A 23,842-nucleotide genomic window follows, 5' to 3' on the forward strand; every position below is an offset into this window, starting at 1 on the left:
GAGGCGCGGCGTCCGCCCCTGGCTGCCCTGCGCAGACGAACAGGAAATCAGCGCCCGCCCCTACGCGAGGGCGCGCGCTGGCGCAAGCGACGGGCAGCTCCACTGGCGCCGGCAAGGGCACATCGCGCCGCCCCCCGTGGAACTACACGCCGGGCCGGACGTTCCTTTGAGCAGCATCTGGGATGCGCGCGCGGGACACAGCCTGGGAGATCGCTGTCGTCCAGCCGTTTAAAAAGACCGGGAGGGTTGCATGTCGCTTCTCAACATCATCATCATCTTGATCGTCGTCGGCGTGTTGCTGTGGCTCATCAACACGTACATTCCGATGGACGGCAAGATCAAAAGCATCCTCAACATCGTCGTGGTGATCGCGGTGGTGCTATGGCTGCTGCAGGCCTTTGGCGTGCTCGGCTCGCTTGGCGGCGTCCACGTCAACTAGCGGGCGCCGATCAGCCCTATCAAATCCCCATTTCAGCGGCGCGCAAGTCCGCCGCGCAGCAATCGAACGAGGTTATCCATGAAACTTCCCGCCACTCTCGCCAGCCTGGCCCTCATCTCGCTGCCCATCGCAGCCTGCAGTGAGAAGGCGCAGCAGGAAACCAGCGAAGCGGCCGATGCCGTCGGCAACGATGTCGAGCATGTCGGTGACCATGCCGCGCAGGAATCTCGCGATGCGAGCCGCGAGGCCGGCGCCGCCGCAGACCGGATCGGCGACGACATCCAGCAGGGCGCGCGCGAAGCCGGCGCTGCGGCGGATCGCGTAGGCGACGACATCAGCCGTGGTGCCGATGCCGCAGCCGACCGTACGGGCGCTGCGCTGGAAAACACCGGACGCGCGATTCGCGACTAAATCTGAGGGGTAGCGCCTCCCGGCGCTGCTCCGCGTATATCACGGAAGGGCGGCTCGGTTTACGGGCCGCCCTTTTTGCGTCTGGGCAGCACAGCCCACATTCTCATGCTTTATCAAGATGATCGACGCGCTCTTAGAAGATCGCTTGTCACGCGATCCATAATTCCGTACATCAGGAATTAACGGTCACTGAGAGCCGTCTTGGGAGAGTGAACATGAGAGCTTTGTTGTTGTGCACCGTCGCGTGCGCCGCCTTCATCCCCGCCGCCGTCGCCGCACAGGGCGCCGCGGTTTCGCCGGCCGATACGACCAATGATGGCGGCCTAGTCGACATCATCGTCACCGCCCAGCGCGTGGAAGAGAACAGCCAGCGCACCCCCCTCGCCGTCGATGTGATTCGGCCCGAGGAACTGACCCGCCAGAATGTTGTGCGCGCAGAAGATCTCTCGCGCATCTCCCCGTCCCTGTCCGCATCCGGCGGCGGCGGGCCGACGACGGTCTTCTTCGTGCGCGGCGTGGGCAACTCCACCGTCAACGCCTATTCGGACCCGGCGATCTCGTTCAACTATGACGGCGTCTACATCGGTCGTCCCACCTCCACCTCCGGCGTGTTCTACGATCTGCAGCGCGTCGAAGTGCTCAAGGGGCCGCAGGGCACGCTCTATGGGCGCAACGCCACGGCGGGCGCCATCAATGTCATCCCCAATCGGCCCAAGCTGGGCGAGACATCCGGCAGCGCGACCCTGGGTTATGGCAATAATAACTGGTTCACGGGCCAGGCAGCCCTGAACGTGCCGCTCGGCGAAACTGTCGCGCTGCGTGCCGCCGGCACGTTCTCGCACCGCGATGCCTTCCAGACTGATGGCACGGGCAACCAGCGCGAACATGGCGGCCGCCTGCAGATCTATGCCGAGCCGACGCCGGACCTCTCGCTTCGTGTCGCTGCCGATTATGCCCATCAGGGCGGCGCGAGCAGCAGCGGCTATTATCTGGGCGCGGTCAACCCGACCTTCGGTCCGAACGGCCCCTCGGGCTACCAGTTCGTGCCCAGCAATTTCTCGACCCAGCAGGGCCTGCTCGATCCGGCCTCCAACGCCTATCTGGCGCCGCGCTTCTTCACGCAGGTCGGCCGGGCCGGCGCGGTCGTGGATGGCGTGCCGTTCAACGACAATGATTATTGGGGCATCACCGCCGAGTTGAACTACACCACGCCTGCCGGCACGCTGACGGTCCAGCCCGCCTATCGTGAGGCGGACCTCGAATATGCCTTCAACGGCGTGTTCCGGCAGGGTTACACCAAGGAAAAGGACAAGCAGACCAGCGTCGAAGCCCGCTGGACGGGCGACTTCGGCCCCTCGGTCGATTATCTGATCGGCGCGATGTACTTCGACGAGGAAATCGCAGCAGTCGCCCGCTACAACCAGCAGAGCCTCTCGCCCTACCAGAATTTCCGGACGAAAACGGAAAGCTGGGCCGGCTTCGGAAAGCTTACCGTGCGCCCCGTCGAGCAACTGAGCCTGACGGCCGGCGCGCGTTATACCTCAGACAAGAAGCGGTTCGACGGCACCTCGAATGTCTACATCCTGTTCTGCGGCAATCCCGCGCCGCCGCAGGATATCTGCCCCACCCTGCCGTTCATTCCGCTGGCAGAGACGGAAGCCGATTTGCAGGCCTTCTATGGCCAGCGCGGTATCCCGATCACGCCGGTCCCGCTCTTTGCGCTGCCGCCGATCGCCGGCGGTTCTCAGACCGCACCTTTTGTCCTGCGCTCGCAAATCCCGATCAATTCCGGCCTGACCAATAACAAGTTCACTTATCGCCTGGCTGCGCAATATGATTTCTCGCCGCGCAATATGGTCTACGCCAGCTTCGAGACGGGCTACCATGCCGGCGGCTTCAACTTCGCACGCGGCCTTGAAACCTATCGGCCGGAAACGATCGACGCCTACACCATCGGTACCAAGAACCGGTTCCTCGACAATCGCCTGCAGGTGAACCTCGAGGGCTTCCTGTGGAAGTACAAGGACCAGCAGTTCAGCCAGTTCGGCTATGATCTCGGCACGCCGCCTTCGACCGTGTTCCTGACGCGCAACATCGGCAACAGCACGATCAAGGGGCTGGATCTCGACGTGGAGTTCATGGCCACGCCGAACACCCTGCTCTCGGCGAATGTGCAGTATCTCGACACGAAATATGACAGCTTCGTCTACTTCGCGCCGAATCAGGGCCTGCCGGCCAACACCACCTGCGCCTCGACGCCCCAGCAGCAGGTGACGCCGGGCGGCACAATCAACGTGTTCCGCATCGATTGCTCGGGCAACCAGGCGTTCAACTCGCCGAAATGGTCGTTCAATCTCGACGCACAGCAGACCATTCCGCTTGGCACCTACAAGGCTGTGCTGCAGGGCGGGACGCGCTATCGTGGATCGAGCTATTCCACGGCGGACTATCTGCCCTATCTCCGGTCGGAAGCGGCGTTCGTGAGCTATGCGTCGCTGACGCTCGCAACGGAGGATGACCGGTTCTTCGTCACGGCATACATCAACAATATCGAGAACAATCAGCGCCTCATTACCGGCAACATCACATCGGCCTCGCTGGTCACGGCCAGCGCAGAACAGCCCCGGACCTACGGTCTGCGTATCGGCGGCAAGTTTTGAGCGAGGTCAGGCTCATCCAGGGAGTTATGCATGGTTAGCGTTACCGATCTTCATTATGTCGCCATGGCCGTGCCGGACCTTGCCAAGGAACGCGAGTTCTACGGCAAGACCTGGGGGCTGATTGAGGTCGCGGAGCAGGACGGCCGCGTCTACTTCGCCGCCGAAGGCATGCCCCACCCCTATGTGATCGTGCTGCGGGAAGACGCGGAGAAGAAGACCGATCTTGTCGGCTTCTCCGCCGCCTCCAAGGAGGACGTGCTGGCGATCTTCGAACAGGTGAAGGCAGCCGGCGCGAAGATCATCAGCGAACCCGCCCCGGCCAGCGGCCCGGCCGGGGGCTTCGCCTTTCGCTTCTTCGATCCTGACGGGCGGGCGATGGAGGTGATCTGCGACAGCACCCCGCGCGAGTTTCGCAAGCTCGACAAGGGCGAGGCCATCCCCATCGGCATCAGCCATGTGGTGTTCCACTCGCCTGACCATGTCGCGCTCGCAGACTTCTACCAGAAGGCGCTGGGCTTCCGCCTGTCCGACTGGATCGGCAAGTTCATGGTCTTCCTGCGCTGCAACTCGGCGCACCACCGCCTCGCGATCCTCCCCGGACCGCCGGCACTCAACCACATCGCGTTCGACGTGAGTTCGGTGGACGAGCTGATGCGCGGCCTCGCGCGGATGCATGAGAGCGGCATCAAGCTGAGCTGGGGGCCGGGCCGGCACACCGCGGGCAACAACACCTTCAGCTATTTCGTCACGCCCAACGGCAATGCCGTCGAGTACACCTCCGATCTTGAGGAAGTGGACGAGGATAGCTGGCAGGTCACGCATTATGAGCCGGGACCGAACACCATCGATCAATGGGGCACCGGTCGCATCATCACCGGCAATGTGCCCCATGCCGAAATGCAGCCCGACAAGGGCCTGTGGCAGGTTCCGGCCTAAGAAAGGCGCTTACAGCATGATCCGTACAGCATTGGTCGTCGGCGGCGGCGTCGGCGGCATGAGCGCGAGCCTGTCGCTCGCCAAACGCGGCGTCGCCGTGGAACTCATCGACATCGACCCGCAATGGCGCGCTTATGGCGCCGGCATCAGCGTCACCGGCCTGTCCTTACGGGCGTTCGATGACCTCGGCATTCTGGATGAAATCCGCGAGCAGGGCTTTGTCGGCACCGGCTTTCGCCTGCGCACGCCGGACGGCGCGGTGGTGATGGAAACGCCGCGCCATGCCGGGCTCGCTCCCATCGATTCGAGCGGCGGCATCATGCGCCCGGTGCTTCATGCCATCTTGCAAAAGCATGTTCGCAAGGCCGACGTCACCGTGACGCTGGGCGTCGAGCCGCGCGGGTTCCGGGAAAGCGGCGATGGGGTGACCGTCGCCCTGTACGACGGCACGGAGCGCACCGTCGATCTGGTCGTCGCGGCCGATGGCATTCAGTCCAAGACGCGCAAGGCCCTGTTCCCCGATGCGCCGGCTCCGCAGTTCACCGGACAGGGTTGCTGGCGCATCGTCGCCGACCGCCCCGAGGGTCTGGACGGCGCCGAAATGTATATCGGCGGCCCGGTCAAGCTCGGCCTCAACCCGATCTCGCAGGATAAGCTCTACGCATTCATCCTCGAGCATGTGCCGGACAACCCCTGGTATGCCGACGAGGACATGCTGCCGCGCGTCGCCGAGTTGCTCGCGCCCTACGGCGGCGACATCGTCAAGATCCGGGAAAGCCTCGGCGAAGACTCGCTGGTCAATTACCGCCCGCTCGAATGGCAACTCCTGCCCCTGCCCTGGCACAAGGGGCGCGTGGTGGTGATCGGCGATGCCGCCCATGCGACCACGCCGCATATGGCCTCGGGCGCGGGCCTGGCTGCCGAGGATGGCCTTGTGCTGGCCGATGAACTGGCGAAAACCGACGATGTCGAAGCCGCGCTGACCGCGTTTGGCGTGCGCCGGTTCGAGCGCGCGCGGATGGTTGTGGAAAACTCGGTGCGGATCGGCGAAATCGAGATGGCCGGCGGCAATCAGGTAGATGCCAACAAGATGCTCGGCGGAACGATGCAGAAACTCAAGGAGCCCTATTGATGACGGTTGGTTTGGCGACAGTGGGCACGGCTGCCGTGCTCGTCCGCGACGATCGCTTCGTCCCGCTGGCCCATTGGGGCGAGCAGCGCGACCTGCCCGGCCTTCTGGCGGCGTGGGACGAGATCCTGCCGCAGATCGAGCGCTGGGCCGCTGACGAGGCGGCCTTTGCCGGTGCGCAGAGCTTTGCCGAGGCGGATGTGCGGGCGCCCTATCGCCCCGGGCAGGTGTTCTGCACCGGCGCCAACTACAAGAAGCATGTCGTCGGCCTTGTCATGGGCGACCCCTCGATGCGCACGGCCGATGCCGAGGCGATGAGCGACGACGAGCGCCGCCGCAAAGTCGAGGAGATGATGGACGCCCGCGCGCAGGCGGAACCCTATTGCTTCATCAAGCTGCCCTCCTGCGTGGTCGGTCCGCGCGATGCCGTGGTGCTGCCGCGCAACGTCATCAAGCCGGACTGGGAGCTGGAACTGGGCGTGGTGATCGGCAAGCCGGCCCGCCATGTCTCCGCCGCGCAGGCCATGGACCATGTCGCCGGCTTCGTGGTGGTCAACGACGTCACCGCGCGCGAGCAGATTTTTCGCCGCGATGCCGGCGGGCTGGGCGCCGACTGGCTCTCGGGCAAATGCTTCCCGACCTTCCTGCCCTTCGGCCCGATGATCGTGCCCCGGCAGTATGTCGCCGATCCCTATGATCTGACGATCACCCTGTCGGTCAACGGCAAGGTCTACCAGAATGAGTCGACGCGCGACATGATGGTCAGCATCGAGCGGCAGATCGCCTATCTCTCCGACCGCGTGGAGTTGATGCCGGGCGACGTGATCTGCACCGGCTCGCCTTATGGCAATGGCTCCGCCTTCGGCGTGTTCCTGCAGCCGGGCGACGAGATGGAAGGCACGATCACTGGCCTTGGCACCCAGCGCAACCGCTGCGTCGCGGAAGGCGCCAGCTAGGTGCGGGGCCGCAGGCCGTTCATCAGCAGGTCGACGACGAACTCCTCATATCGGCTGGTCAGCTCCTCGGCAGCGATATCTGCCGGGAAGAGCTGCCTGACCACCGGCTCGGCAGTCGCAAAGAAGTCGAACAGTCCGAGGACCGCGACGTGAAGCAGGGCGGGATCGACGTCCCTGATCGAACTGGAGTCCCGCGCGAGCACCTCGCCCAGCCAGGCGACAGCCTCGCGGTTCATCTCGCCGAGGCGCTCGCCCACGTCGGACGATTTCGCGTCGGCCAGCTCGTCGACCATCAGCCGGTGGATATGGCGGTTGGAGCGGGTGAACCGCGCCGTGCGACGAATATTGTCTTCCACCACTTCATGCGCCGGGCGCGGATCGCGCGCGCTATAGGGCACCCGGTCCATCATCGAGGTCGCAACCGCCAGAAGCAGGTTGCTGCGGTCCTTGAAGTAATAGCGCACCAGCGCCGGGTCCACGCCCGCTTCCCGCGCGATCATCGCAATCGAGATGCGCTCGGGCGGATGCTCCTTCACAAGCCGTTCCGCCGTTTGCAGTACGACCTCGCGCCCAACCCCATTTTCGGCCGGCCGGCCCTGCCCCCGTTTGCGCGGTTTTTTCGCTTCACCCATGATGCTACGCTTGGCGCGAAAAATATATTCCTGCAAATAGGAATTGCTGGACCGCGCGCAATCGCTAAGCTTTGACGGATATCGACAGGAGAGACGGATGGCCAACTGGCCTTTCACCCAAGGGATTCATGACATCGGCAATGGCCTCTATGGCTATGTTCAGCCGGACGGCACATGGGGCTGGTCCAATGCGGGCCTGATCGCCAGCGACGGCGAGACATTGCTGGTCGATACGCTGATGAGCGTGCCGCTGACGCGCGAGATGCTGGACCGGTTCAAGGCCAAGGTGCCGGAAGCCGCGAAGATCGACCGGCTGGTCAACACCCATGCCAACCCCGATCATTTCTTCGGCAATGGCCTGGTGGCGGATGCGGAGATCATCGGCACCAACGAAGCCAAGAAGGAAATGGCCGGCTTCAACCCGAAGATGCTCGCCAACCTGAAGAACGTCTACACCGAGATGGGCGATACCGGCGCGTTTCTCTATGAGACCATGGGTCGCAAGTTCGATTTCTCGGGCGTGGATGAACTGACGCTGCCGAACCGCACCTTCGACGAGCGGCTCGATCTCAATATCGGCTCGAAGGCGGTCTCGCTGATCGACCTGGGCCCGGCACACACGGATTCCGACACGATCGTGTGGGTGCCGCAGGATCGTGTGGTGTTCACCGGCGACCTGCTGTTCAACGAGGGGCATCCAATCATGTGGGCCGGTCCGGTCGAGAAATGGATCGCCGCCTGCCAATATATCGTCGATCTCGATCCGCAGGTGGTGGTGCCCGGCCACGGTCCGATCACGGACACGACGGCCGTCCGCAACATGCAGGCTTATTTCGAATATGTCCGCGATGAATCGCGCAAGCGGTTCGAGGCCGGCCTTTCCTATGAGGATGCCGCGCGCGACATCAACATGCAGGAGTTCCGCGGCTGGAGCGACCCCGAGCGGATCGTCGCCAACGTCTTCTCGCTCTACAAGCAATGGGGCGCGCAGTTCACGCCGGAGCAGCAGCGCGATCTGTTCGGCGCGATGGGCCGCTACCATCACGAAATGCAAAGCCATGCAGAAGGGTGCGACCATGCCCATTGAGATCAACGCGACGCACGACCCGCAGCGCAAGAGCTGGGTCGAAAGCGCAAACGCAGCTGACAGCGATTTCCCGATCCAGAATTTGCCCTTTGGCCTGTTCCGTCACCGGGGGGTGGCGCGGGGCGGTGTGGCGCTGGGCGAGCACATCATCGATGTGCCCCGGCTCCACGCCGCCGCCTTGCTGGATGGCGACGCGGCCGAGGCTGCCGCCGCCATGACCGGCCCCTCGCTCGCGCCCCTGCTGGCTGCCAGCCCGGCCTCGGTCAGTGCCTTGCGTGCGCGCCTGTCCGATCTGTTCCGGGTCGATGGGTCGGGTGATCGGCAGCAACTCCAGGCCATGCTGGTGCCGATGGCCGAGGCGGAGCTGCTGATGCCGCTCAAGCCCACGGCCTTCACGGATTTCTGCACATCCTACGATCACATCGCGCGGATGGCGCAGAAGGCGCCGCCGCTGGCCGCGCTCTCGCTGCCGGTTGCCTATAACGGACGCGCCAGCTCCGTGCGCGAAGATGGCACGCCGGTCGTCCGACCGCAGGGCCAGTTCGAAGCCCCGCCCGGCAGCGGCAACGTCCAGTTCGCGCCGGAGCCGATGCTCGACTTCGAGCTGGAGTTCGGCGTGTGGCTGCGCGGCGGCAATCCGCTCGGGCAGAGCATTAGTGTGGCGCAGGCGGAAGACCTCATGTTCGGCTGCTGTCTCGTCAACGACTGGTCAGCGCGCGGAATCCAGTTCTTCGAATCCATTCTGGGGCCGCATCTGGGCAAGAGCTTCCTCACCACGATCAGCCCGTGGATCGTGACGATGGAAGCGCTCGCGCCCTTCCGCGTTGCCGCGCGCGGTCGGCCGGGCGACGAGCCGGCGGTCGCCGCCCATCTGCTCGACGCGCAGGATCGCGCGGCAGGCGGCATCAACATCGAACTCACCGCCGACTTCGCCAATGCGGCAGGATCGAGCGCCCGCATCGTGCGCAGCAATCTCGCCGAACTCTATTGGACGCTGGCACAGATGGTCGCGCATCAGGCCTCCAACGGGGCACCGCTGGAAGCGGGCGACCTGATCGCGACCGGCACCGTCTCGGGCGCCGCGCAGGAAGCACGCGGCTGCCTCGCCGAGATCGTGCTGCGCGATGGCGAGACCATCGACCTGCCCGACGGCACGACCCGCCGCTGGCTGGAGGATGGCGACACCCTCACCCTCAAAGGCCGCGCAATGGCGGAGGGCTATGTGCCCATCGGCTTCGGCCCGTGCAGCGGCACCATCCACCCGGCAGGAGCAAAGGCATGACCATCACCACCTGTGGCGACCGCCAGCCGATCAAGGTCGCCGCGCGCGGCAAGCATCTGGTGGTGGACATCCATTGCCACCTCGGCATTCCCGCTGCCGACGCCATCGTGCAGGCGCGCCACCCCGGCCCGCCGCCCGGCATCAACGATTTCACCAGTGCCAAGACGAGCGAGGTCAACCGCGCCCAGTTCGCGACGATGGGCCGCGCGCTCAACACACTCGACCAGCGGCTGGCCGATATGGACCGGCTCGGAATCGACGTGCAGGCAATCAGCCCCAGCCCCGGCCAATATTTCTATTATGCCGATGCCGATGTCGCGCGGGAGGCCGCACGCACCGTCAATGACGGCATGGCCGCAGCCGTCGCGCAGCACCCCGACCGGCTGGTCGGCATGGGCACCGTGCCGTTGCAGGATATCGGCCTTGCCGTCGAGGAAATGCGCCGCTGCGTGCGCGATCTGGATCTGCGCGGCATCGAGATCAGCTCCAACGTCAACGGCCGCGACTTCCATGCCGAGGAGTTTCGGCCGTTCTTCGCGGCCGCCGAAGAACTAGGCACCCTGCTCTTCATCCACCCGCTGGGCTTCACCCATGCCAACCGGATGAGCGAATATTATTTCAACAACCTCATCGGCAATCCGCTCGAATCGACGCTGGCCGTGGGTCATCTGATCTTCGGTGGCGTGCTGGATCGCTACCCCGGCCTGCGTATCTGCGTGGCGCATGGCGGCGGCTATATGCCCGGCTATTGGGGCCGGATGGACCATGGCTGGCGCGCGCGTGGCGATTGCAGCGAGCATTGCCAGCACGAGCCCTCCAGCTATCTGCGCAAGCTGTGGCTGGATACGCTGGTGTTCGATCAGGACCAGCTCGACAGCCTCGTGCGCACTCATGGCGCCGACAAGCTGTGCCTTGGCACTGACTATCCCTTCGACATGTCCGAGCCCGATCCGCTGGGCTTCCACGCCCGCCTGAGCGACGAAGAGCAGCGCAAGATCCTCGGCCTCAACGCCGCTGAACTGCTTGGACTGGAGACTGCCGACAAGAGCTGACCCAGCCACACACGACCACCACCAAGGCCGCCGCACGAAGCAGACCTCCCATAAGAGGCAGGGCCGATCAGGAGAGAAGACGGTGACGAAGACGCAGCACGGCGGGGCCTGGGTGCCCGGCTATACTCTGTTCCTGCTCTTCGTGAGCAATGTGTTCAATTATGCCGACCGGGCCTTGCTCGGCATCGTCGTCGATCCGGTGAAGGCCGATCTGCAGCTGAGCGACACGGCGATGAGCCTTGTGTCCGGCACGGCCTTCGTGCTGTTCAACCTGATCGTCGGCATCTTCATCGCCCGCTGGGTCGATCATGGCAATCGCAAGAAAATCCTGCTGCTCGGCGTCGCCATCTGGTCCGGCGCCACGGCGCTGACGGGCCTTGCGGAAGGCTTTGTGTCGCTGGCGCTCACCCGGGTTCTGGTCGGTGTCGGCGAGGCGACGGCCTTTCCGGTCGCCATCTCCGTCATTGCGGACCTGTATCCCAAGGATCGGCGGCCGCGCGCGCTGGGCATCTATCAGTCGAGCGCCTTCGTCGGCATCGTCGGCGGGTCGATCGCGGCGGGGATATTGGCCGCGATATTCGGCTGGCGGACGATGTTCTTCATCTGCGGCGGCGCGGGCCTCGCCTTCGTGCTGCTGCTCGCGCTGACCATGAAGGAACCACAGCGTGGTATGCATGACGAGCCGGATGCGGCGGATATGGGCATGCGCAACCTCCCCCAATCCATCCGCTTCCTGCTCGACGTGCCGGGCTTCCGCATGCTCGCGGTCGGCATGGGTATCTCGGCGATGGGCGCGGGCGTGCTGCCGGTGTGGGCGCCGGCGTTTCTGCTGCGCAGCCATGGCGTGAGCCTTGCCGAGGTGGGCGCCCTGATCGCGCCCTCGGTCGGCCTTGGCGGCATCGCCGGCGCCATTGCGTCCGGTTTCATGGCCAGCTACTTCACCAAGAAGCACGGGCGGGAGATCGACAGCCTCATGGTGCCCCTGATTGCACTGCCCCTGTCCATCCCCTTCTTCATCGCCTTCTGCTTCGCGCCGTCGCTGGCCCTCACGCTGGGCGCGGCGGCGATCATGAACTTCCTGCTCTCCAGCGGCATCACCCCCTGCTTCTCCGCCGCCATGGGACTGGCCACGCCGCAGACCCGCGCGGTGGCGTCGATGTTGTTGCTCGCTTCGTCGGGCATCATCGGCTCGGCGCTGGCGCCGCTCGTGGTCGGCGCGGCCAGCGATGCGCTGACGCCGCAGTTCGGCACCGAATCGCTGCGCTATGCCATGTCCGCCGTGACGGTTGCGCCGCTGCTGGGCTGCGTCTTCCTCTGGCTCGCTTATCGCCGCGCCCGCGCGACGGCCATGGCTGAGACCGCCACCGCGTGAGCACGCCAGCATCCCCGTCCGAGTTCCGCCATGGCTGGCCGGTGGTCCTCGCCGCCGCTTGCGGCTCGGGACTGGGGATTGCCGGATTGCTGACCTACTCGGCGGGCATCTTCGCGAAAGATCTCGAGAGCGCGATCGGCCTCAGCCGCACGACGCTGGGCGCAGCCTTCTTCCTGGCGACGGTGGCGCTGGCCATCGCCCTGCCCATCGCCGGCTGGCTGATCGACCGCGTCGGCCCGCGCTGGCCTGCCGTCGCCGGCTCACTGGCGCTGAGCGGCGGATTCGCGCTGCTCGGGACCGTCGTCCATTCGGTCGCCGGCTATATGAGCGTGATGGCAGGTATAGGCCTCCTGGCCGCCTGTTCGTCGCCCGTAGCCTACACACGCGCCGTCAATGCCGTCTTCGACCGCGCACGCGGACTGGCGCTCGGCCTGACGCAGGTGGGCATCGGCATTTCCGCCGCCGTCGTGCCGCCTGTTCTGGCCATCATTGTGGCAGAACGGGGTTGGCAGGCCGGCTATCTGGCGCTCGCCGCCATTGCCGCGATAGGCGTCATCCCGGCGCTCAGCCTGCGCAACCTCCGCAGCCCCCGGACGCCCGATTGCGCGGGCGGCATGGCCCGCGCCCAGATGCGCTCGCCCCTCTACCTGATGGTGCTGGCATCCTTCGGCATGATGGCGCTCTCCTTTGCCGGCTTGCTGCCCCATTTCGTGCCGATGCTGCGGGAATCCGGCCTGGATGCCCGCACCGCCGGATCACTGGCGGGGCTCATCGGCGGCTCCGTCATCATCAGCCGGATCGTTGTCGGCTGGCTGGCAGATCGGGTGCCGGCGCCACGCATTGCCGCGGCCTGCTGCGCCTTGTGTGCGCTGGGATGCATCGCGCTGGCAACCGGCGGCGCAACGCTCGCCTGGGTCGGCGCCATCGCGCTTGGCACGGCCATGGGCGCGGAAGCCGACCTCATCGGCTATCTGACCGCCCGCTACTTTGGCATCACCCATTATGGCGCGCTGTACGCCGTGCAATATGCCAGCTTCATGCTCCTGGCCGGGCTAGGCCCGCTCTGGGTCGGCGCGCTGGCCGACGCGACCGGCGGATATAATGCCCCGCTCTGGGTGGCCGCTGCCGGCCTCGGCTTATCCATCTTGCTGTTCCTGCGCTTGCCCAACCCGCAGCCAAGCCGCTAGAGCCAGCGGAAGGCAGGCCGCAACCAAACGACCGCCGCGACCATTCACCCGAGGTCGAAACGGCTTTGATCCGGCGCATGGCCGGGCCAGATTGACCGTCACCCCAAAACCGGAGGCCTGCGCCTGATGCCTTTCTGCCCGCCATCTGCTACCTTCGCCCGTCCTGTCGTACTGGCGCTGACGCTCGGCCTCACGCTCGGCGCCTTCGCATCGACCGCCTCGGCAAAGGAAAAGGAACCGCGCCGCGTGCGCATCGCCATCGGGCCGGAAATTCAGCCCAGCTTCCCCGGCGCGGACAGCCTCTCGGTCCGGCCTTTTCTGGAAGGCGACATTGCGCGCGGGGATGAACCATTCGAGTTCGAGGCGCCGGACGAGAGCTTCGGCATCCCGGTCGTGAGTGTCGGCGGTTTTGAGGTCGGCCCATCCATGGCCGTGGAAGGCAAGCGAAAGGCGGACGAGGTTCCCGGCTTCGTCAAGGTCAACCGCTCGCTGGAACTCGGCGGGTTCGTGCAGATGTTTCTGACCCCCTCCTTCCGCCTGCGCGCCGATCTGCGCCAGGGCGTGACCGGCCATGAGGCGCTGGTCGGATCGGTCAGCGCCGACTGGATCATGCGCGATGGGGACCGTTGGCTAGTGTCGGTCGGCCCGCGCGTCACGCTGGGCAGCGGCAAGCACCAGCGCACATGGTTCGGCGTGTCGCCTGCGCAAGCCACCGCCTCGGGCTTGCCGGTGTTCGAGGCGAATGGCGGCGTTCAGTCCGTCGGTGCCGCTGCCGGTCTGATCCGCCAGCTCGATGCGCGCTGGAGCCTCCACGGCTATGCCCGTTACGACCGGCTAGTCGGCGATGCCGCCGATTCGCCGGTCGTCCGGGCCTATGGCGCACGCGACCAGTTTTCCGGCGGACTGGCGCTGGGCTACACCTTCTGGTGGGGCAAACGCTAAGCCGCGCGGGCGCCCTATCGCCCCTCCAGCCGCGCGTAGGCCGGCGACCGGGTAAAAGCCTCCCAGCGCGTGCACCATTGGCGCACCGGCTTGGCATCCGGCCAGAAGGGCGTCCAGATCTCGCCCGGCTCGGCGCCCAGGGCCTGGGCGACCTTCTGGCTCGGCACATTGTCATCGGCGATCATGTGCAGCGTCTCGCTCTGGCCAAGGGCCTCGTGCGACCAGCGGAAGGCGGCGGCTGCCGCCTCGGCTGCATAGCCCTTGCCTTGTGCGGACGGGAAGATGCACCAGCCGATCTCGAACGCCGGCCAGCCCGGCGGGTTCATCGGCCCGACATGGCCGATGAATGCTCCGCTGGCTTTCTCTTCCACCGCGAAATTGCCATAGCCGCGCGCGACCCAATGGCCGGCAAGACTGCAGAAGCGCTGCCAGCTTTCGCCATAGCTAAGGCCGCGCCCTTCCTTGGTGATGAACCGCGCGAAGTCATCGTCCGCCATGGCCGCGCACAAGGGCTCGGCATCGGCAGCACGAAACGCCCGCAGGATCAGCCTGGGCGTTTCGATAGTCGGTGCGCGATCGATGGTCGGGGCGGTGCTGTTCTGTTGAGTCATCCGTGGCCTCTCCTTGTCAGCGCAAGTCTTGCTGGAGACCTGCGCGGTGACAAGGCATGATTAGGCCCCGAGGATGATCCGCGCCCGCACGACATCGGCGCTCATCTGCTCGACCAGCGCATCCAGGCTGTCGAACTTGCGCTCGCCCCGCAGCCGTTCGATGAGGGCGATCTCCAGCGTCTGGCCGTAAAGGCTGCCGGAGAAATCGAACAAATAGGTCTCCAGCAGCTCGCGCGGCGGCACGAAGGTCGGGCGGATGCCGAGATTGGCCGCGCCGCAGACGATTCGCCCATCGGGCAGCCGTGCGCGCACGGCATAGATGCCATAAGCCGGGCGCAGATAGTGGCCCATCTCCATATTGGCGGTGGGGAAGCCGATGGTGCGGCCGCGCTTGTCCCCATCGATGACTTCGCCGGCAATCGCGAAAGGACGCGTGAGGAGGCCCGTCGCCGTGGCGCAGTCACCGGCCAGCAGGGCCTCGCGCACGCGGCTGGAGGAGATGATCTCGCCCTGCTCGTCGCGCACCGGCGCCACGGCCTCGGCGGCCAAGCCGTGGACCGCGCCAAGCGTGCGCAAAGCAGCAACAGTGCCCGAGCGCCCGCGCCCGAAGGTGAAGTCCTCGCCTGTCACCACTCCAGCCGCGCCCAGTTCCGTCGCCAGCATGGCCACGAAGTCCTCCGCGCTGTGCGAGGCCAGCTCAGCGGTGAAGTGGAAGACCAGCATGGCATCCGCGCCCGCCTCGCCGAACAGGCGCTCGCGCTGATCGAGCGTGGTCAGGCGGAAGAAGGGCGCATCCGGACGGAACAGGCGCATGGGATGCGGATCGAAGGTCGCGACAATGGCCGGGCGGCCCTGCGCACGAGCCAGCTCCACGGCGCGGCCGACCACGGCCTGATGGCCCCGGTGAAAACCGTCGAAATTGCCGAGGGCAATGATGGCACCGCGCAAATGTGCCGGTATCGGCTGATCGCTGCTGATCCGTTCCATGGCGGGCGCCTATAGGGGGAGCGACGCGCGGGCGCCAGCCCCGATGGCGGCTCGCATGCGCACCGCGATCAGGCTCCGCGCCGCAGGAATGTGCGGTAGCTGAAGGCAGCGACTGCGCCCTCCGCCGGGTGATCCTCGCGCATCGTCTCTTCCCACCGGGCAGGATCGGGCGCATCGATGCGCGCATCGCCGGGCGGCGAGAGATGTACCTGCGTGATCTCCAGCCGGTCGGCCAGCGGCTCGAACAGCCGATAGACTTCCGCACCGCCAATCACCGACAGCACCGGCGCCTGCGCGGCGGCAAGGGCTTCATCGACGCTGTGGACCACCTCTGCGCCGTCCGCCTGCCACGCGCGGTCGCGGGTCAGCACGATGTGGCGACGGCCCGGCAGCAGCCCGGGGAGGCTGTCGAAGGTCTTGCGCCCCATCAGCATGGGCGTGCCCATGGTCATCGCTTTGAAGCGCTTGAGATCGCCGGGAATCCGCCAGGGAATGTCGCCCTCGCTGCCGATCACGCCATTGTCGGCGCGGGCGAGCAGCAGCACGATTTCTGGACGCGCGTCCATCGTCATGCCGCGCTATCGCTTATGTGCACGCGCGTTACATGGCCCATCTTGCGGCCGGGGCGTGCCTCGTTCTTGCCGTAGAGATGGAGATGCGCCGTCTCGTCGGCCAGAATCGCCTGCCACTCGTTGGCCTCGTCCCCGATCAGGTTCTGCATGGAGACGGCCGGCGCGGCGAGCGCCGTCGATCCGAGCGGCAGGCCGCAGACGGCGCGGACATGGTTCTCGAACTGGCTGGTGACAGCGCCCTCAATGGTCCAGTGCCCGCTATTGTGGACGCGCGGCGCCATCTCGTTGAAGATCGGCCCGGCGACCCCGGCAAAGAACTCCAGCGTAAGCACGCCAACATATTCCAGAGCCTGGGCGACCCGCGCGGCAATGGCCCGCGCTTCGGGCACCTGCGCGAGCACGACCGCCGGAGCCGGCAGCGTGGATGTCGCGAGAATGCCGTCGACATGCACATTATGCGGCGAATCCCAGAAGCGCACGGTGCCATCCTGTCCGCGCACGAGCACGACGGAAAATTCGTGGTCGAAGGTGACGAACCCTTCCAGCACCGCCGGATTGCAGCCGATTGCCTCCCAGGCGCTGTCCAGAGTCTCGGGCGCCGCATCCATCAGCCGGACTTGGCCCTTTCCGTCATAGCCAAAGCGCGTTGTCTTGAGGATGGCGGGCGCGCCGATCCGCGCGATTGCATCCTGCAGCACCGCGCCGCTGGAGACGGGCGCATAGGGCGCCGTCCGTCCGCCAAGGCCGGCGACGAAGCTCTTCTCGAGCAACCTGTCCTGCGCGACCGCCAGTGCGCGGGCATTGGGCCGGACGTGCCCGAGCTTGGCGAGCAAGGCAACGGCGTTGCTCGGCACATTCTCGAATTCATAGGTGATGATATCGACCGCGTCGGCGAAGGCGGTGAGCGCGGCGTCATCCTCATAGGGCGCCTGCGTCCACGCGCTCGCAATGTCAGACGCGGGGCCGCTCTCTTCCGGCGCGAAAATATGGACCCGATAGCCAAGCTGGATCGCGGCCATGCCGATCATCCGGCCAAGCTGGCCGCCGCCGACGATGCCGATGGTCGACCCGGGCGCAATCGTCATGGGGGAGGTCATTGCGGGCTGCCTGCCACCGAATCCGTTTGCGCCGCGCGCCATGCATCCAGTCGATCGGCCAGCGCCGCGTCGCTATTGGCTAATATTGCAGCTGCGAGCAAACCGGCATTCTTGGCGCCTGCCTTGCCGATGGCCAGCGTCCCGACCGGAACGCCGCCGGGCATCTGTACGATGGAAAGCAGACTATCGAGCCCGGAGAGGGTCGCCGATTGCACCGGAACACCAAGCACCGGCACGCGAGTCATGGCCGCGACCATGCCGGGCAAATGCGCCGCGCCGCCGGCTCCGGCGATGATCACCTGCAGACCTCGGCCTGCTGCAGTCTTGGCATAATCGACGAGTCGATCCGGTGTGCGGTGAGCCGAAACAATCCGCGTTTCGCATTCAATTTCAAGGTCTTGCAGAATATCGACGGCATGGCGCATCGTGTCCCAGTCGGACTGCGAGCCCATGATCACACCGATTTTCGCCATTCTTTGCCGCCCCGTCCTCGTGCTGCCTGGCGTCAACGGGAACGCCGGCCGGAAACTTCTCTTTAAGTCTCAGCCCATAGACACCAGCGCCATGGCGCACAACCGGTCAAAACGCTCTGATCATACGGCGGAACGCGGGTTCCGCAGTGCACAAAGGCAAAGCTTGGAACTATACCCAGCTCACAGGGTTACATGCTGCGGTCGCGCACAGGAGATAGAGCTTTGATGGAAGCCACTGCGCGGACGGTCGCACTCGATCTTCCCGCACCTGACATTTCAGCGCTTGAGCAGGAGTTGGATATACTCCGCCGGGAGCTGTCCCTTCTTAAAACCGCCAACAAGGAACTTGAACGACTCGTCATTCGCGATACGCTCACCCCGCTCTACAATCGGCGGCATTTCATGAACTGCCTTCGGGATCGGTTGGACCGGCTCGAACGGCATGAAGGCAAATGCGCGCTGGTGTTCATTGACGTGAACTCGATGAAGCGGATTAACGATCGCTTTGGCCATGGCGCCGGCGATGCCGCTCTGGTGCATATGGCGCGCCTTCTCGCGAATGGATTGCGGTCTACAGACGTCGCGGCCCGCATGGGCGGTGATGAGTTCGCGTTGTTGCTGGACGATCTTGACCCTGAGGCCGTGGAGGAAACCACCCGGCGGCTCCAGCGCATGATCGCGGAATCGGCCTGCTTGCACGAAGGCGTGCTGCTGCCGCTGTCTATTTCCGTCGGCTGGACGGCCCTCGAACAAGGTGACACGGAGTTTTCCGCCCTTACTCGCGCGGATATGGCGATGTATGCTGCCAAAAGACCCGGCAGCACCTTTGCCGAGGCAGCAGAATAAGGAGCAGGTCATGACCCACGCGGTTCAGGACAATGCCGAGCGCAACCGCTACGAGATCATAGTGGACGGCGGGATCGCTTTCGCCACCTATGAGCGCGATGGCGACACGCTGGCGATCACGCACACCTTCACCCCACCGGTTTTGCGGGGAAAGGGCGTCGCGGCCGATCTGGTCGCCGGGCTGCTCGACGATGCGCGCGCACGCGGCCTCAAGATCCGGCCGGTGTGCAGCTACGTCGTCACCTATTTCGAGCGCCACCCCGATCAGCGCGACCTGCTGGCCGCCTGACGCGCGGGCCGTCCGCTCACGGTCAGGCCCCCTCTAGCTCGGCCTTCTCGCGGTCCATCATCGCCTGGAGGATACGCCGCCCCTGCACCGCCGTTCCGTCGCTTTTGAGCATCAGCTCGGGCGGGAGGACGTCCAGCGTGGAAATGATCTTCTCGATTTCCTCGGTCGCGAACTTGTCCTCATCCAGCACCGGCTCGAGACGCCGGCGGGCGTCGTCCACCCGCGTCTGTGACGGCGCGCTCATCGCGAAGAAGTAGTTGCAGCTGGTCTTCTTCGCCGGCGTGACGGCATGCCAGACCCGGCTGGTGTGAAGCACCTCGCCGGCCTTGGCGTGACCCTGCGGATAGCGGGATTCCCCAATCCCTGCGTGAAAGCCAGGGAAGAAGAAATCCATTCCGGAGATGCGATCGACCACCCCGTCATGCACGCTGCGGTCATGATAAGGCGGCATCGGGGTATCGCGCATGATCCGCCGGCTCGACAGGCGGCGATCATTGAGGTCGCGCACTTCGGGCGTCGCGGCATCATCGGGCGTGCCGATCGATGTAGCATGGAGATAGCCAAGATGGCTCAGGTCCAGCAGGTTATCGTTGAGCAACTGATAGCGCCCATCGACATGCATGGAATAAAAGGCATCCGGGATCATGCCGGGAATGTTGAAACCGATCTCGTCCAGCGTCGGGATGAGCGACTCATCCGCCTTGTCGGGATCGCCCGGCCAGATCCACGCCCATAGCCCGCGCTCGACCAGGGGATAGCTTTTGATCCGGTAGACGCCGGGAATGGTGCTCTGGCTCGGCACCATCGTGCAGGCCCCCGAAGAATCGAAGGTGATGCCGTGATAGCCGCACTGGATCGCATCGCCGACGCGCTTGCTCGCGCCCAGGGGATAATGCCGGTGCGGACAGCGCCCCTCCACCGCCACGGCCGTGCCATCTTCCTTGCGGTAGAGAACGACCGGCTCGTTGAGGATCCAACGGCTGAGCAAATCCTCGCCGATTTCGCGCACAAATGCGGCGACGTACCAGCCGTTGCGCGGCGCGTAGCTGCCAGGGGTGAAAGGATACATGGGGTCCGCTCCTAATCGAACATCGTTCGTTTAGCGATTGATGCTTTTTCACCGGCAAACTGTCAAGGGAGCAGCATGTCATTCGCGAAGCTGGATCAGGACGGGATCGTCGAGGAAGCCATTGCGCTGCTGAAGGAAGAAGGGCTGGGGGCAGTCAGCCTGCGGAAGATCGCCACCCGGCTCAGCGTCAGCGTCTCATCGCTTTACTGGCATGTGGAGGACAAGCAGGCCCTCCACGCACTCATGTCCATCTCCATTTTCAAGGCCTGCCTCGACTCGGTGCCGCCGGCAGAAAGCTGGTGGGCATGGCTGCATGATTTTGGCATCGCCTTATGGGACGCGCAGACATCCATACGCGATGCGCGTCAGCTCATTGCCGTCACCCGCGCGCAGCGGGGAGCTGGCAACCATTTGATCGGGCAGATCGTGAAGGAGTTGACCGCGCTCGGCCTGAGCGCGGAGATGGCCGCCGTCGCACAGCGGTCCGTCCAGGCGCTCGTCACGGGCTGGACGACGCTGCGAGCGGTTCAGGTCGAGGCGGACCGGGACAGCTTCATCCTGGCGCTAGATGTTCTCATCGACGGCTGGCGAACACGCGCAGCAGCGGATCAGCCGTGACGGACACGCCAAAGCGCCCGGCCAGCAACTGACCGGGCGCCTGATCGGCAGAGGCAGGGCGAAAGCGCCCCGCCGCGCGTCTTCAGCCCTGGCGGGCCTTGAAGCGACGCTGCGTCTTGTTGATGACGTAGGTGCGCCCACGACGGCGGATCACGCGGTTGTCCCGGTGACGGTCCTTGAGCGACTTGAGCGAGTTGCGGATCTTCATGATCGGGTCCAAATGATTCTTGCGTGACGGAAAATTCGAAGCCGCGCCTCTATGGGTCAGCCTCCGGAAAGTCAAGGCGGCGGTGCAAGTTTTGCGCAGCCCCGTCCCCTCATGCCGGCAACCGCTTTCCTGAACAATCGTTAAGCCATCATGCAGCATTTCCGGTGCAAACTCGACCGATGAGACGCCATTTCAGAGAGATGGCCAGATGATAAGGGATGCAAGGCCATGACGAGCAGTTTTCCCATGCCGCCGCTCCATGGGCGGGCGACTCCCCACATCGAGGGTCGTCCGCGATTCGGCGCGCGCAAGGCCGGCGTCGCGGCCATTGTGCTTGGCGCGCTCGCCCTGGGTGGCTGCGCCACATCCACCGGGCCTGTCGACGTCACCCGATTCCATCAGCCGGACGTCGCCCGGCAGGGCACCGTGCTCATCGTGCCCGGAAATCCGGACGATAGCGCCAGCCTCGAATTCCGCACCGCCGCCAATGCCGTGAGCGCGGCGCTGGCGCGGACGGGCTTTTCTACCCTCCAGCCCGGCGCATCCGGTGCCGGGGCAGCGCAATATGAAGCGGTTGTGGACATGGGGCGGGAAACGATCGCGCCCCTGCCCGCACGCTCCCCGGTGAGCCTCGGCGTGGGCGGATCGACCGGTTCTTATGGCAGCGGCGTCGGCCTTGGCATCGGGATCAATCTCTCCGGCAAACCCAAGCCCGTGGTCGTGAACCGGATGCGCGTGCAGTTGCGCCGCGCGAGCGACAAGGTGGTTGTGTGGGAAGGTCGTGCCGAGACGCAGGCCAAGGAAGGCACGCCGGCCGCCCAGCCCGGCCTCGTGGTCGGTCGGCTTGCCGATGCGCTGTTCCAGGGCTTCCCCGGCACGTCCGGCGAGACTATCACGGTGCCATGACCGCACCCCTTCGCATCAACAGCAGCTTCGATAGCGGCAACATCCGCGTCGAAGCGATCGACGGCACTATTGCAACGCTCTCCATCCACAAGGACCATGAGAGCGATTTCTTCCAGTGGTTCCACTTTCGCGCCGCCGCGCCGGCGGGCACGCGCCTGACCTTGCGCATCACCGGCCTTGCACAATCCGCTTACCCCGATGGCTGGCCCGGCTATGCCGCCTGCGTATCGGAAGATCGCGAGCACTGGAGTCGTGCCGCCAGCCGCTACGATCCCGGCGTTGATGGCGGCACCCTCACCATCGACTACACCCTCGTCGGTGATGCCGCATGGTTCGCTTATTTCGCGCCTTACTCACAGGAGCGGCATCATGATCTCGTGGCGCAAGCGGCGGCCTGCGAAGGCGTATCGGTGCGCCAGCTGGGCGAGAGTCTGGACGGGCGCCCGATCGATTGCCTGGAATTGGGGAGCGGCGACAAGCCGATCTGGCTGATCGCGCGCCAGCACCCCGGTGAGACGATGGCGGAATGGTGGATGGAAGGCGCGCTCGACATGCTGACCGACCCCACCAATGCCCATGCCCGCGCTCTGCTTGCCGCCTGTCGCTTCTACCTCGTGCCGAACATGAACCCGGATGGCGCCTTTCGCGGCCATCTGCGCACCAATGCCCGGGGTATCAATCTCAATCGCGAATGGCACGAGCCGCAGGCCGACCGCGCGCCGGAAGTGCTCTGCGTGCGCAATCGCATGGACGAGACCGGCGTCGCCTTCGCCATGGACGTGCATGGTGACGAGGCAATCCCCGCCGTCTTCCTTGCCGGGTTCGAGGGCATTCCCTCGATCAAGGACGCGCAGCTCGCACTGTTCCGGCGCTATCGCGACACGCTGGCCATCCGCACGCCCGACTTCCAGACTCGCCTTGGCTATCCCGAGGCGCGGCCGGGCAAGGCCAATCTCTCCATGGCAACCGCCCAGATCGCCGAGCGCTACGGCGCGGTAGCGATGACGCTGGAAATGCCGTTCAAGGACAATGACGACCTGCCGGACACCGCCCAGGGCTGGAGCCCGGAGCGCTCCATGCAACTCGCGCGCGACTGCCTCGCCACGCTGGCGGAGATGGTCGGGGATATTTGAGAGCGGTCGGGACAAGGGCGCCCGGACTGTGCCTTCCTCCACCGTCGCCCCGGGCTTGACCCGGGGTCCAGCTCACTCTTCCTAGGACGTTCGCCTGACGGGATGAGGCGTGAAAGGAAGCTGGCCCCCGGGTCAAGCCCGGGGTGACGGAAAATTGGGAGCGATCAGCGCTCTCGCTTCACCCCAGTTCATCGCCCAAAAACGCCATCGCAGCGCGCCAGCTGCGCCGGTTGGTCTCCGGCTCGAAGCCGAAGCTGCGGTCCGCATTCAGCGGCACATCGTCTGCGGTGAAGGCGTGGCCGGTGCGACTATAGGTGGTGAACTGGAAGTCCACGTCCGCCGCCGCCAGCTCCTTGCACAGGGCCAGCTTGGCATCGGGCGGGCAGAGATTGTCGTTCCAACCGTCGCAGATCATCAGTTTGGCGGTGATCGGCGCGTTGGGGAATGGCGGCGCGTCGTAGACGCCGTGGAAGGAGACACCGGCCTTGATGTCCGCCCCGGCGCGCGCAAGATCGAGCACGCATTTGCCGCCCGCGCAAAAGCCGATGGCGCCGATCCGGCTGCCATCCACGCCCGGCAACGCACGAAGCTCCGCAAGGGCATCGAGCAGCCGGGCCTTCACCGCCTGGCGATCCGCCATGAAATCATGCAGCAGCTTACCCGCGCTCTCCATGTCCGTGCCGCGCTTGCCCTGGCCGTAATAGTCGACGACCAGCACCTTGTAGCCCTGTGCCGCCAGCGTCTCGGCCTTGGCGAAATCCCATTCCTTGGTGCCCATGAAGTTGGGGAACAGCAGCACACCTCGCTGATCGCCTGCATCCGCATCGCCGACGAACATCGATTCAAAGGGACCGCCGGGGCCTTCATGAAGGTGGACAGTGCGGGTGATCGCCATGGTTCCTGCTCCTTTGCTGCAATGGGATGATGCGCTCATCCATGGCGAATTGT

The 23,842-nt window shown here is 65.3% G+C and carries 26 protein-coding genes; 17 read left to right on the forward strand and 9 right to left on the reverse strand.

What is annotated here, in order from left to right:
* Positions 1-250: 250 nt before the first annotated feature.
* The 6 genes from M2342_RS14790 to M2342_RS14815 all read left to right on the forward strand — a co-directional run bounded on the left by M2342_RS14790 (position 251) and on the right by M2342_RS14815 (position 6,531).
* Positions 251-439 (forward strand): Thivi_2564 family membrane protein, encoded by a 189-nt coding sequence (locus M2342_RS14790; RefSeq protein ID WP_181560474.1) that lies wholly within the window; start codon positions 251-253, stop codon positions 437-439.
* Positions 440-517: 78 nt separating this feature from the next.
* A complete protein-coding gene (locus M2342_RS14795) occupies positions 518-850 on the forward strand; it encodes an entericidin EcnAB (RefSeq protein ID WP_264579643.1) in 333 nt (110 codons plus the stop codon).
* Between the two features lie 215 nt (positions 851-1,065).
* Complete coding sequence (locus tag M2342_RS14800; RefSeq protein WP_264579644.1) at positions 1,066-3,510, forward strand: TonB-dependent receptor; 2,445 nt, start codon at positions 1,066-1,068, stop codon at positions 3,508-3,510.
* A gap of 30 nt (positions 3,511-3,540) precedes the next feature.
* Complete coding sequence (locus M2342_RS14805) at positions 3,541-4,446, forward strand: VOC family protein (RefSeq protein ID WP_181560477.1); 906 nt, start codon at positions 3,541-3,543, stop codon at positions 4,444-4,446.
* 16 nt (positions 4,447-4,462) lie between these two features.
* A complete protein-coding gene (locus M2342_RS14810) occupies positions 4,463-5,578 on the forward strand; it encodes an FAD-dependent oxidoreductase (RefSeq protein ID WP_264579645.1) in 1,116 nt (371 codons plus the stop codon).
* Positions 5,578-6,531: a fumarylacetoacetate hydrolase family protein gene (locus tag M2342_RS14815; RefSeq protein WP_181560479.1), complete on the forward strand. Its 954-nt coding sequence runs from the start codon at positions 5,578-5,580 to the stop codon at positions 6,529-6,531. The genes M2342_RS14810 and M2342_RS14815 overlap by 1 nt, the downstream gene beginning before the upstream one ends.
* On the opposite strand, the gene M2342_RS14820 is transcribed toward M2342_RS14815, so the two are convergent.
* Positions 6,528-7,163, reverse strand: coding sequence for a TetR/AcrR family transcriptional regulator (locus M2342_RS14820; protein ID WP_264573482.1), 636 nt, complete (start codon positions 7,161-7,163; stop codon positions 6,528-6,530). The two genes, M2342_RS14815 and M2342_RS14820, sit on opposite strands and share 4 nt — an antisense overlap.
* A 97-nt stretch (positions 7,164-7,260) precedes the next feature.
* Here M2342_RS14820 and M2342_RS14825 point away from each other — a divergent pair, with 97 nt between their 5' ends.
* The 6 genes from M2342_RS14825 to M2342_RS14850 all read left to right on the forward strand — a co-directional run bounded on the left by M2342_RS14825 (position 7,261) and on the right by M2342_RS14850 (position 14,085).
* Entirely contained in the window at positions 7,261-8,250 is a 990-nt protein-coding gene (locus M2342_RS14825) for an MBL fold metallo-hydrolase (protein ID WP_264579646.1), read from the forward strand.
* Positions 8,240-9,532 (forward strand): fumarylacetoacetate hydrolase family protein, encoded by a 1,293-nt coding sequence (locus M2342_RS14830; protein ID WP_264579647.1) that lies wholly within the window; start codon positions 8,240-8,242, stop codon positions 9,530-9,532. The genes M2342_RS14825 and M2342_RS14830 overlap by 11 nt, the downstream gene beginning before the upstream one ends.
* The gene (locus tag M2342_RS14835; RefSeq protein ID WP_264579648.1) at positions 9,529-10,584 is read left to right on the forward strand and encodes an amidohydrolase family protein; all 1,056 of its coding nucleotides are present in this window, start codon (positions 9,529-9,531) and stop codon (positions 10,582-10,584) included. The genes M2342_RS14830 and M2342_RS14835 overlap by 4 nt, the downstream gene beginning before the upstream one ends.
* 82 nt (positions 10,585-10,666) lie before the next feature.
* Entirely contained in the window at positions 10,667-11,956 is a 1,290-nt protein-coding gene (locus tag M2342_RS14840; protein ID WP_264571169.1) for a spinster family MFS transporter, read from the forward strand.
* Entirely contained in the window at positions 11,953-13,143 is a 1,191-nt protein-coding gene (locus M2342_RS14845) for an MFS transporter (protein WP_264579649.1), read from the forward strand. The genes M2342_RS14840 and M2342_RS14845 overlap by 4 nt, the downstream gene beginning before the upstream one ends.
* 126 nt (positions 13,144-13,269) lie before the next feature.
* Positions 13,270-14,085 carry a MipA/OmpV family protein gene (locus M2342_RS14850; protein WP_264579650.1) on the forward strand — a complete coding sequence of 272 codons (816 nt, stop codon included), beginning with the start codon at positions 13,270-13,272 and terminating at the stop codon, positions 14,083-14,085.
* A 14-nt stretch (positions 14,086-14,099) separates the two neighbouring features.
* Here M2342_RS14850 and M2342_RS14855 read toward each other — a convergent pair whose 3' ends face one another.
* The 5 genes from M2342_RS14855 to purE all read right to left on the reverse strand — a co-directional run bounded on the left by M2342_RS14855 (position 14,100) and on the right by purE (position 17,825).
* On the reverse strand, positions 14,100-14,696 hold the full coding sequence (locus tag M2342_RS14855) for a GNAT family N-acetyltransferase (RefSeq protein WP_264579651.1): 597 nt from the start codon (positions 14,694-14,696) through the stop codon (positions 14,100-14,102).
* Between the two features lie 60 nt (positions 14,697-14,756).
* Positions 14,757-15,683: a bifunctional riboflavin kinase/FAD synthetase gene (locus M2342_RS14860; protein WP_264579652.1), complete on the reverse strand. Its 927-nt coding sequence runs from the start codon at positions 15,681-15,683 to the stop codon at positions 14,757-14,759.
* 68 nt (positions 15,684-15,751) lie between these two features.
* On the reverse strand, positions 15,752-16,249 hold the full coding sequence (locus M2342_RS14865) for a dihydrofolate reductase (RefSeq protein ID WP_264580054.1): 498 nt from the start codon (positions 16,247-16,249) through the stop codon (positions 15,752-15,754).
* A gap of 2 nt (positions 16,250-16,251) precedes the next feature.
* Positions 16,252-17,340, reverse strand: coding sequence for a 5-(carboxyamino)imidazole ribonucleotide synthase (locus M2342_RS14870; protein ID WP_264579653.1), 1,089 nt, complete (start codon positions 17,338-17,340; stop codon positions 16,252-16,254).
* Between the two features lie 8 nt (positions 17,341-17,348).
* Positions 17,349-17,825 carry a 5-(carboxyamino)imidazole ribonucleotide mutase gene (purE, locus tag M2342_RS14875; RefSeq protein WP_264580055.1) on the reverse strand — a complete coding sequence of 159 codons (477 nt, stop codon included), beginning with the start codon at positions 17,823-17,825 and terminating at the stop codon, positions 17,349-17,351.
* Between the two features lie 225 nt (positions 17,826-18,050).
* Between purE and M2342_RS14880 the strand changes: the two genes are divergently transcribed.
* Both M2342_RS14880 and M2342_RS14885 read left to right on the forward strand, forming a co-directional pair.
* A complete protein-coding gene (locus tag M2342_RS14880; RefSeq protein ID WP_264571176.1) occupies positions 18,051-18,671 on the forward strand; it encodes a GGDEF domain-containing protein in 621 nt (206 codons plus the stop codon).
* Positions 18,672-18,681: 10 nt separating this feature from the next.
* On the forward strand, positions 18,682-18,960 hold the full coding sequence (locus M2342_RS14885) for a GNAT family N-acetyltransferase (protein WP_264579654.1): 279 nt from the start codon (positions 18,682-18,684) through the stop codon (positions 18,958-18,960).
* Between the two features lie 22 nt (positions 18,961-18,982).
* On the opposite strand, the gene M2342_RS14890 is transcribed toward M2342_RS14885, so the two are convergent.
* The gene (locus M2342_RS14890) at positions 18,983-20,029 is read right to left on the reverse strand and encodes an aromatic ring-hydroxylating dioxygenase subunit alpha (RefSeq protein WP_264579655.1); all 1,047 of its coding nucleotides are present in this window, start codon (positions 20,027-20,029) and stop codon (positions 18,983-18,985) included.
* Between the two features lie 75 nt (positions 20,030-20,104).
* Between M2342_RS14890 and M2342_RS14895 the strand changes: the two genes are divergently transcribed.
* Positions 20,105-20,647 (forward strand): TetR family transcriptional regulator, encoded by a 543-nt coding sequence (locus M2342_RS14895; RefSeq protein ID WP_264579656.1) that lies wholly within the window; start codon positions 20,105-20,107, stop codon positions 20,645-20,647.
* 82 nt (positions 20,648-20,729) lie between these two features.
* On the opposite strand, the gene ykgO is transcribed toward M2342_RS14895, so the two are convergent.
* Positions 20,730-20,855: a type B 50S ribosomal protein L36 gene (gene ykgO / locus M2342_RS14900; RefSeq protein ID WP_008069451.1), complete on the reverse strand. Its 126-nt coding sequence runs from the start codon at positions 20,853-20,855 to the stop codon at positions 20,730-20,732.
* A gap of 228 nt (positions 20,856-21,083) precedes the next feature.
* Here ykgO and M2342_RS14905 point away from each other — a divergent pair, with 228 nt between their 5' ends.
* The gene (locus M2342_RS14905; protein WP_264579657.1) at positions 21,084-21,761 is read left to right on the forward strand and encodes a DUF4136 domain-containing protein; all 678 of its coding nucleotides are present in this window, start codon (positions 21,084-21,086) and stop codon (positions 21,759-21,761) included.
* On the forward strand, positions 21,758-22,894 hold the full coding sequence (locus M2342_RS14910) for a M14-type cytosolic carboxypeptidase (RefSeq protein ID WP_264579658.1): 1,137 nt from the start codon (positions 21,758-21,760) through the stop codon (positions 22,892-22,894). Before M2342_RS14905 ends, M2342_RS14910 begins: the two co-directional genes overlap by 4 nt.
* 178 nt (positions 22,895-23,072) lie before the next feature.
* Here M2342_RS14910 and M2342_RS14915 read toward each other — a convergent pair whose 3' ends face one another.
* The gene (locus M2342_RS14915) at positions 23,073-23,789 is read right to left on the reverse strand and encodes a dienelactone hydrolase family protein (RefSeq protein WP_264579659.1); all 717 of its coding nucleotides are present in this window, start codon (positions 23,787-23,789) and stop codon (positions 23,073-23,075) included.
* Positions 23,790-23,842: the final 53 nt, after the last annotated feature.

This window comes from Sphingobium sp. B8D3A (assembly GCF_025961995.1).
Taxonomy (GTDB): Bacteria; Pseudomonadota; Alphaproteobacteria; order Sphingomonadales; family Sphingomonadaceae; genus Sphingobium.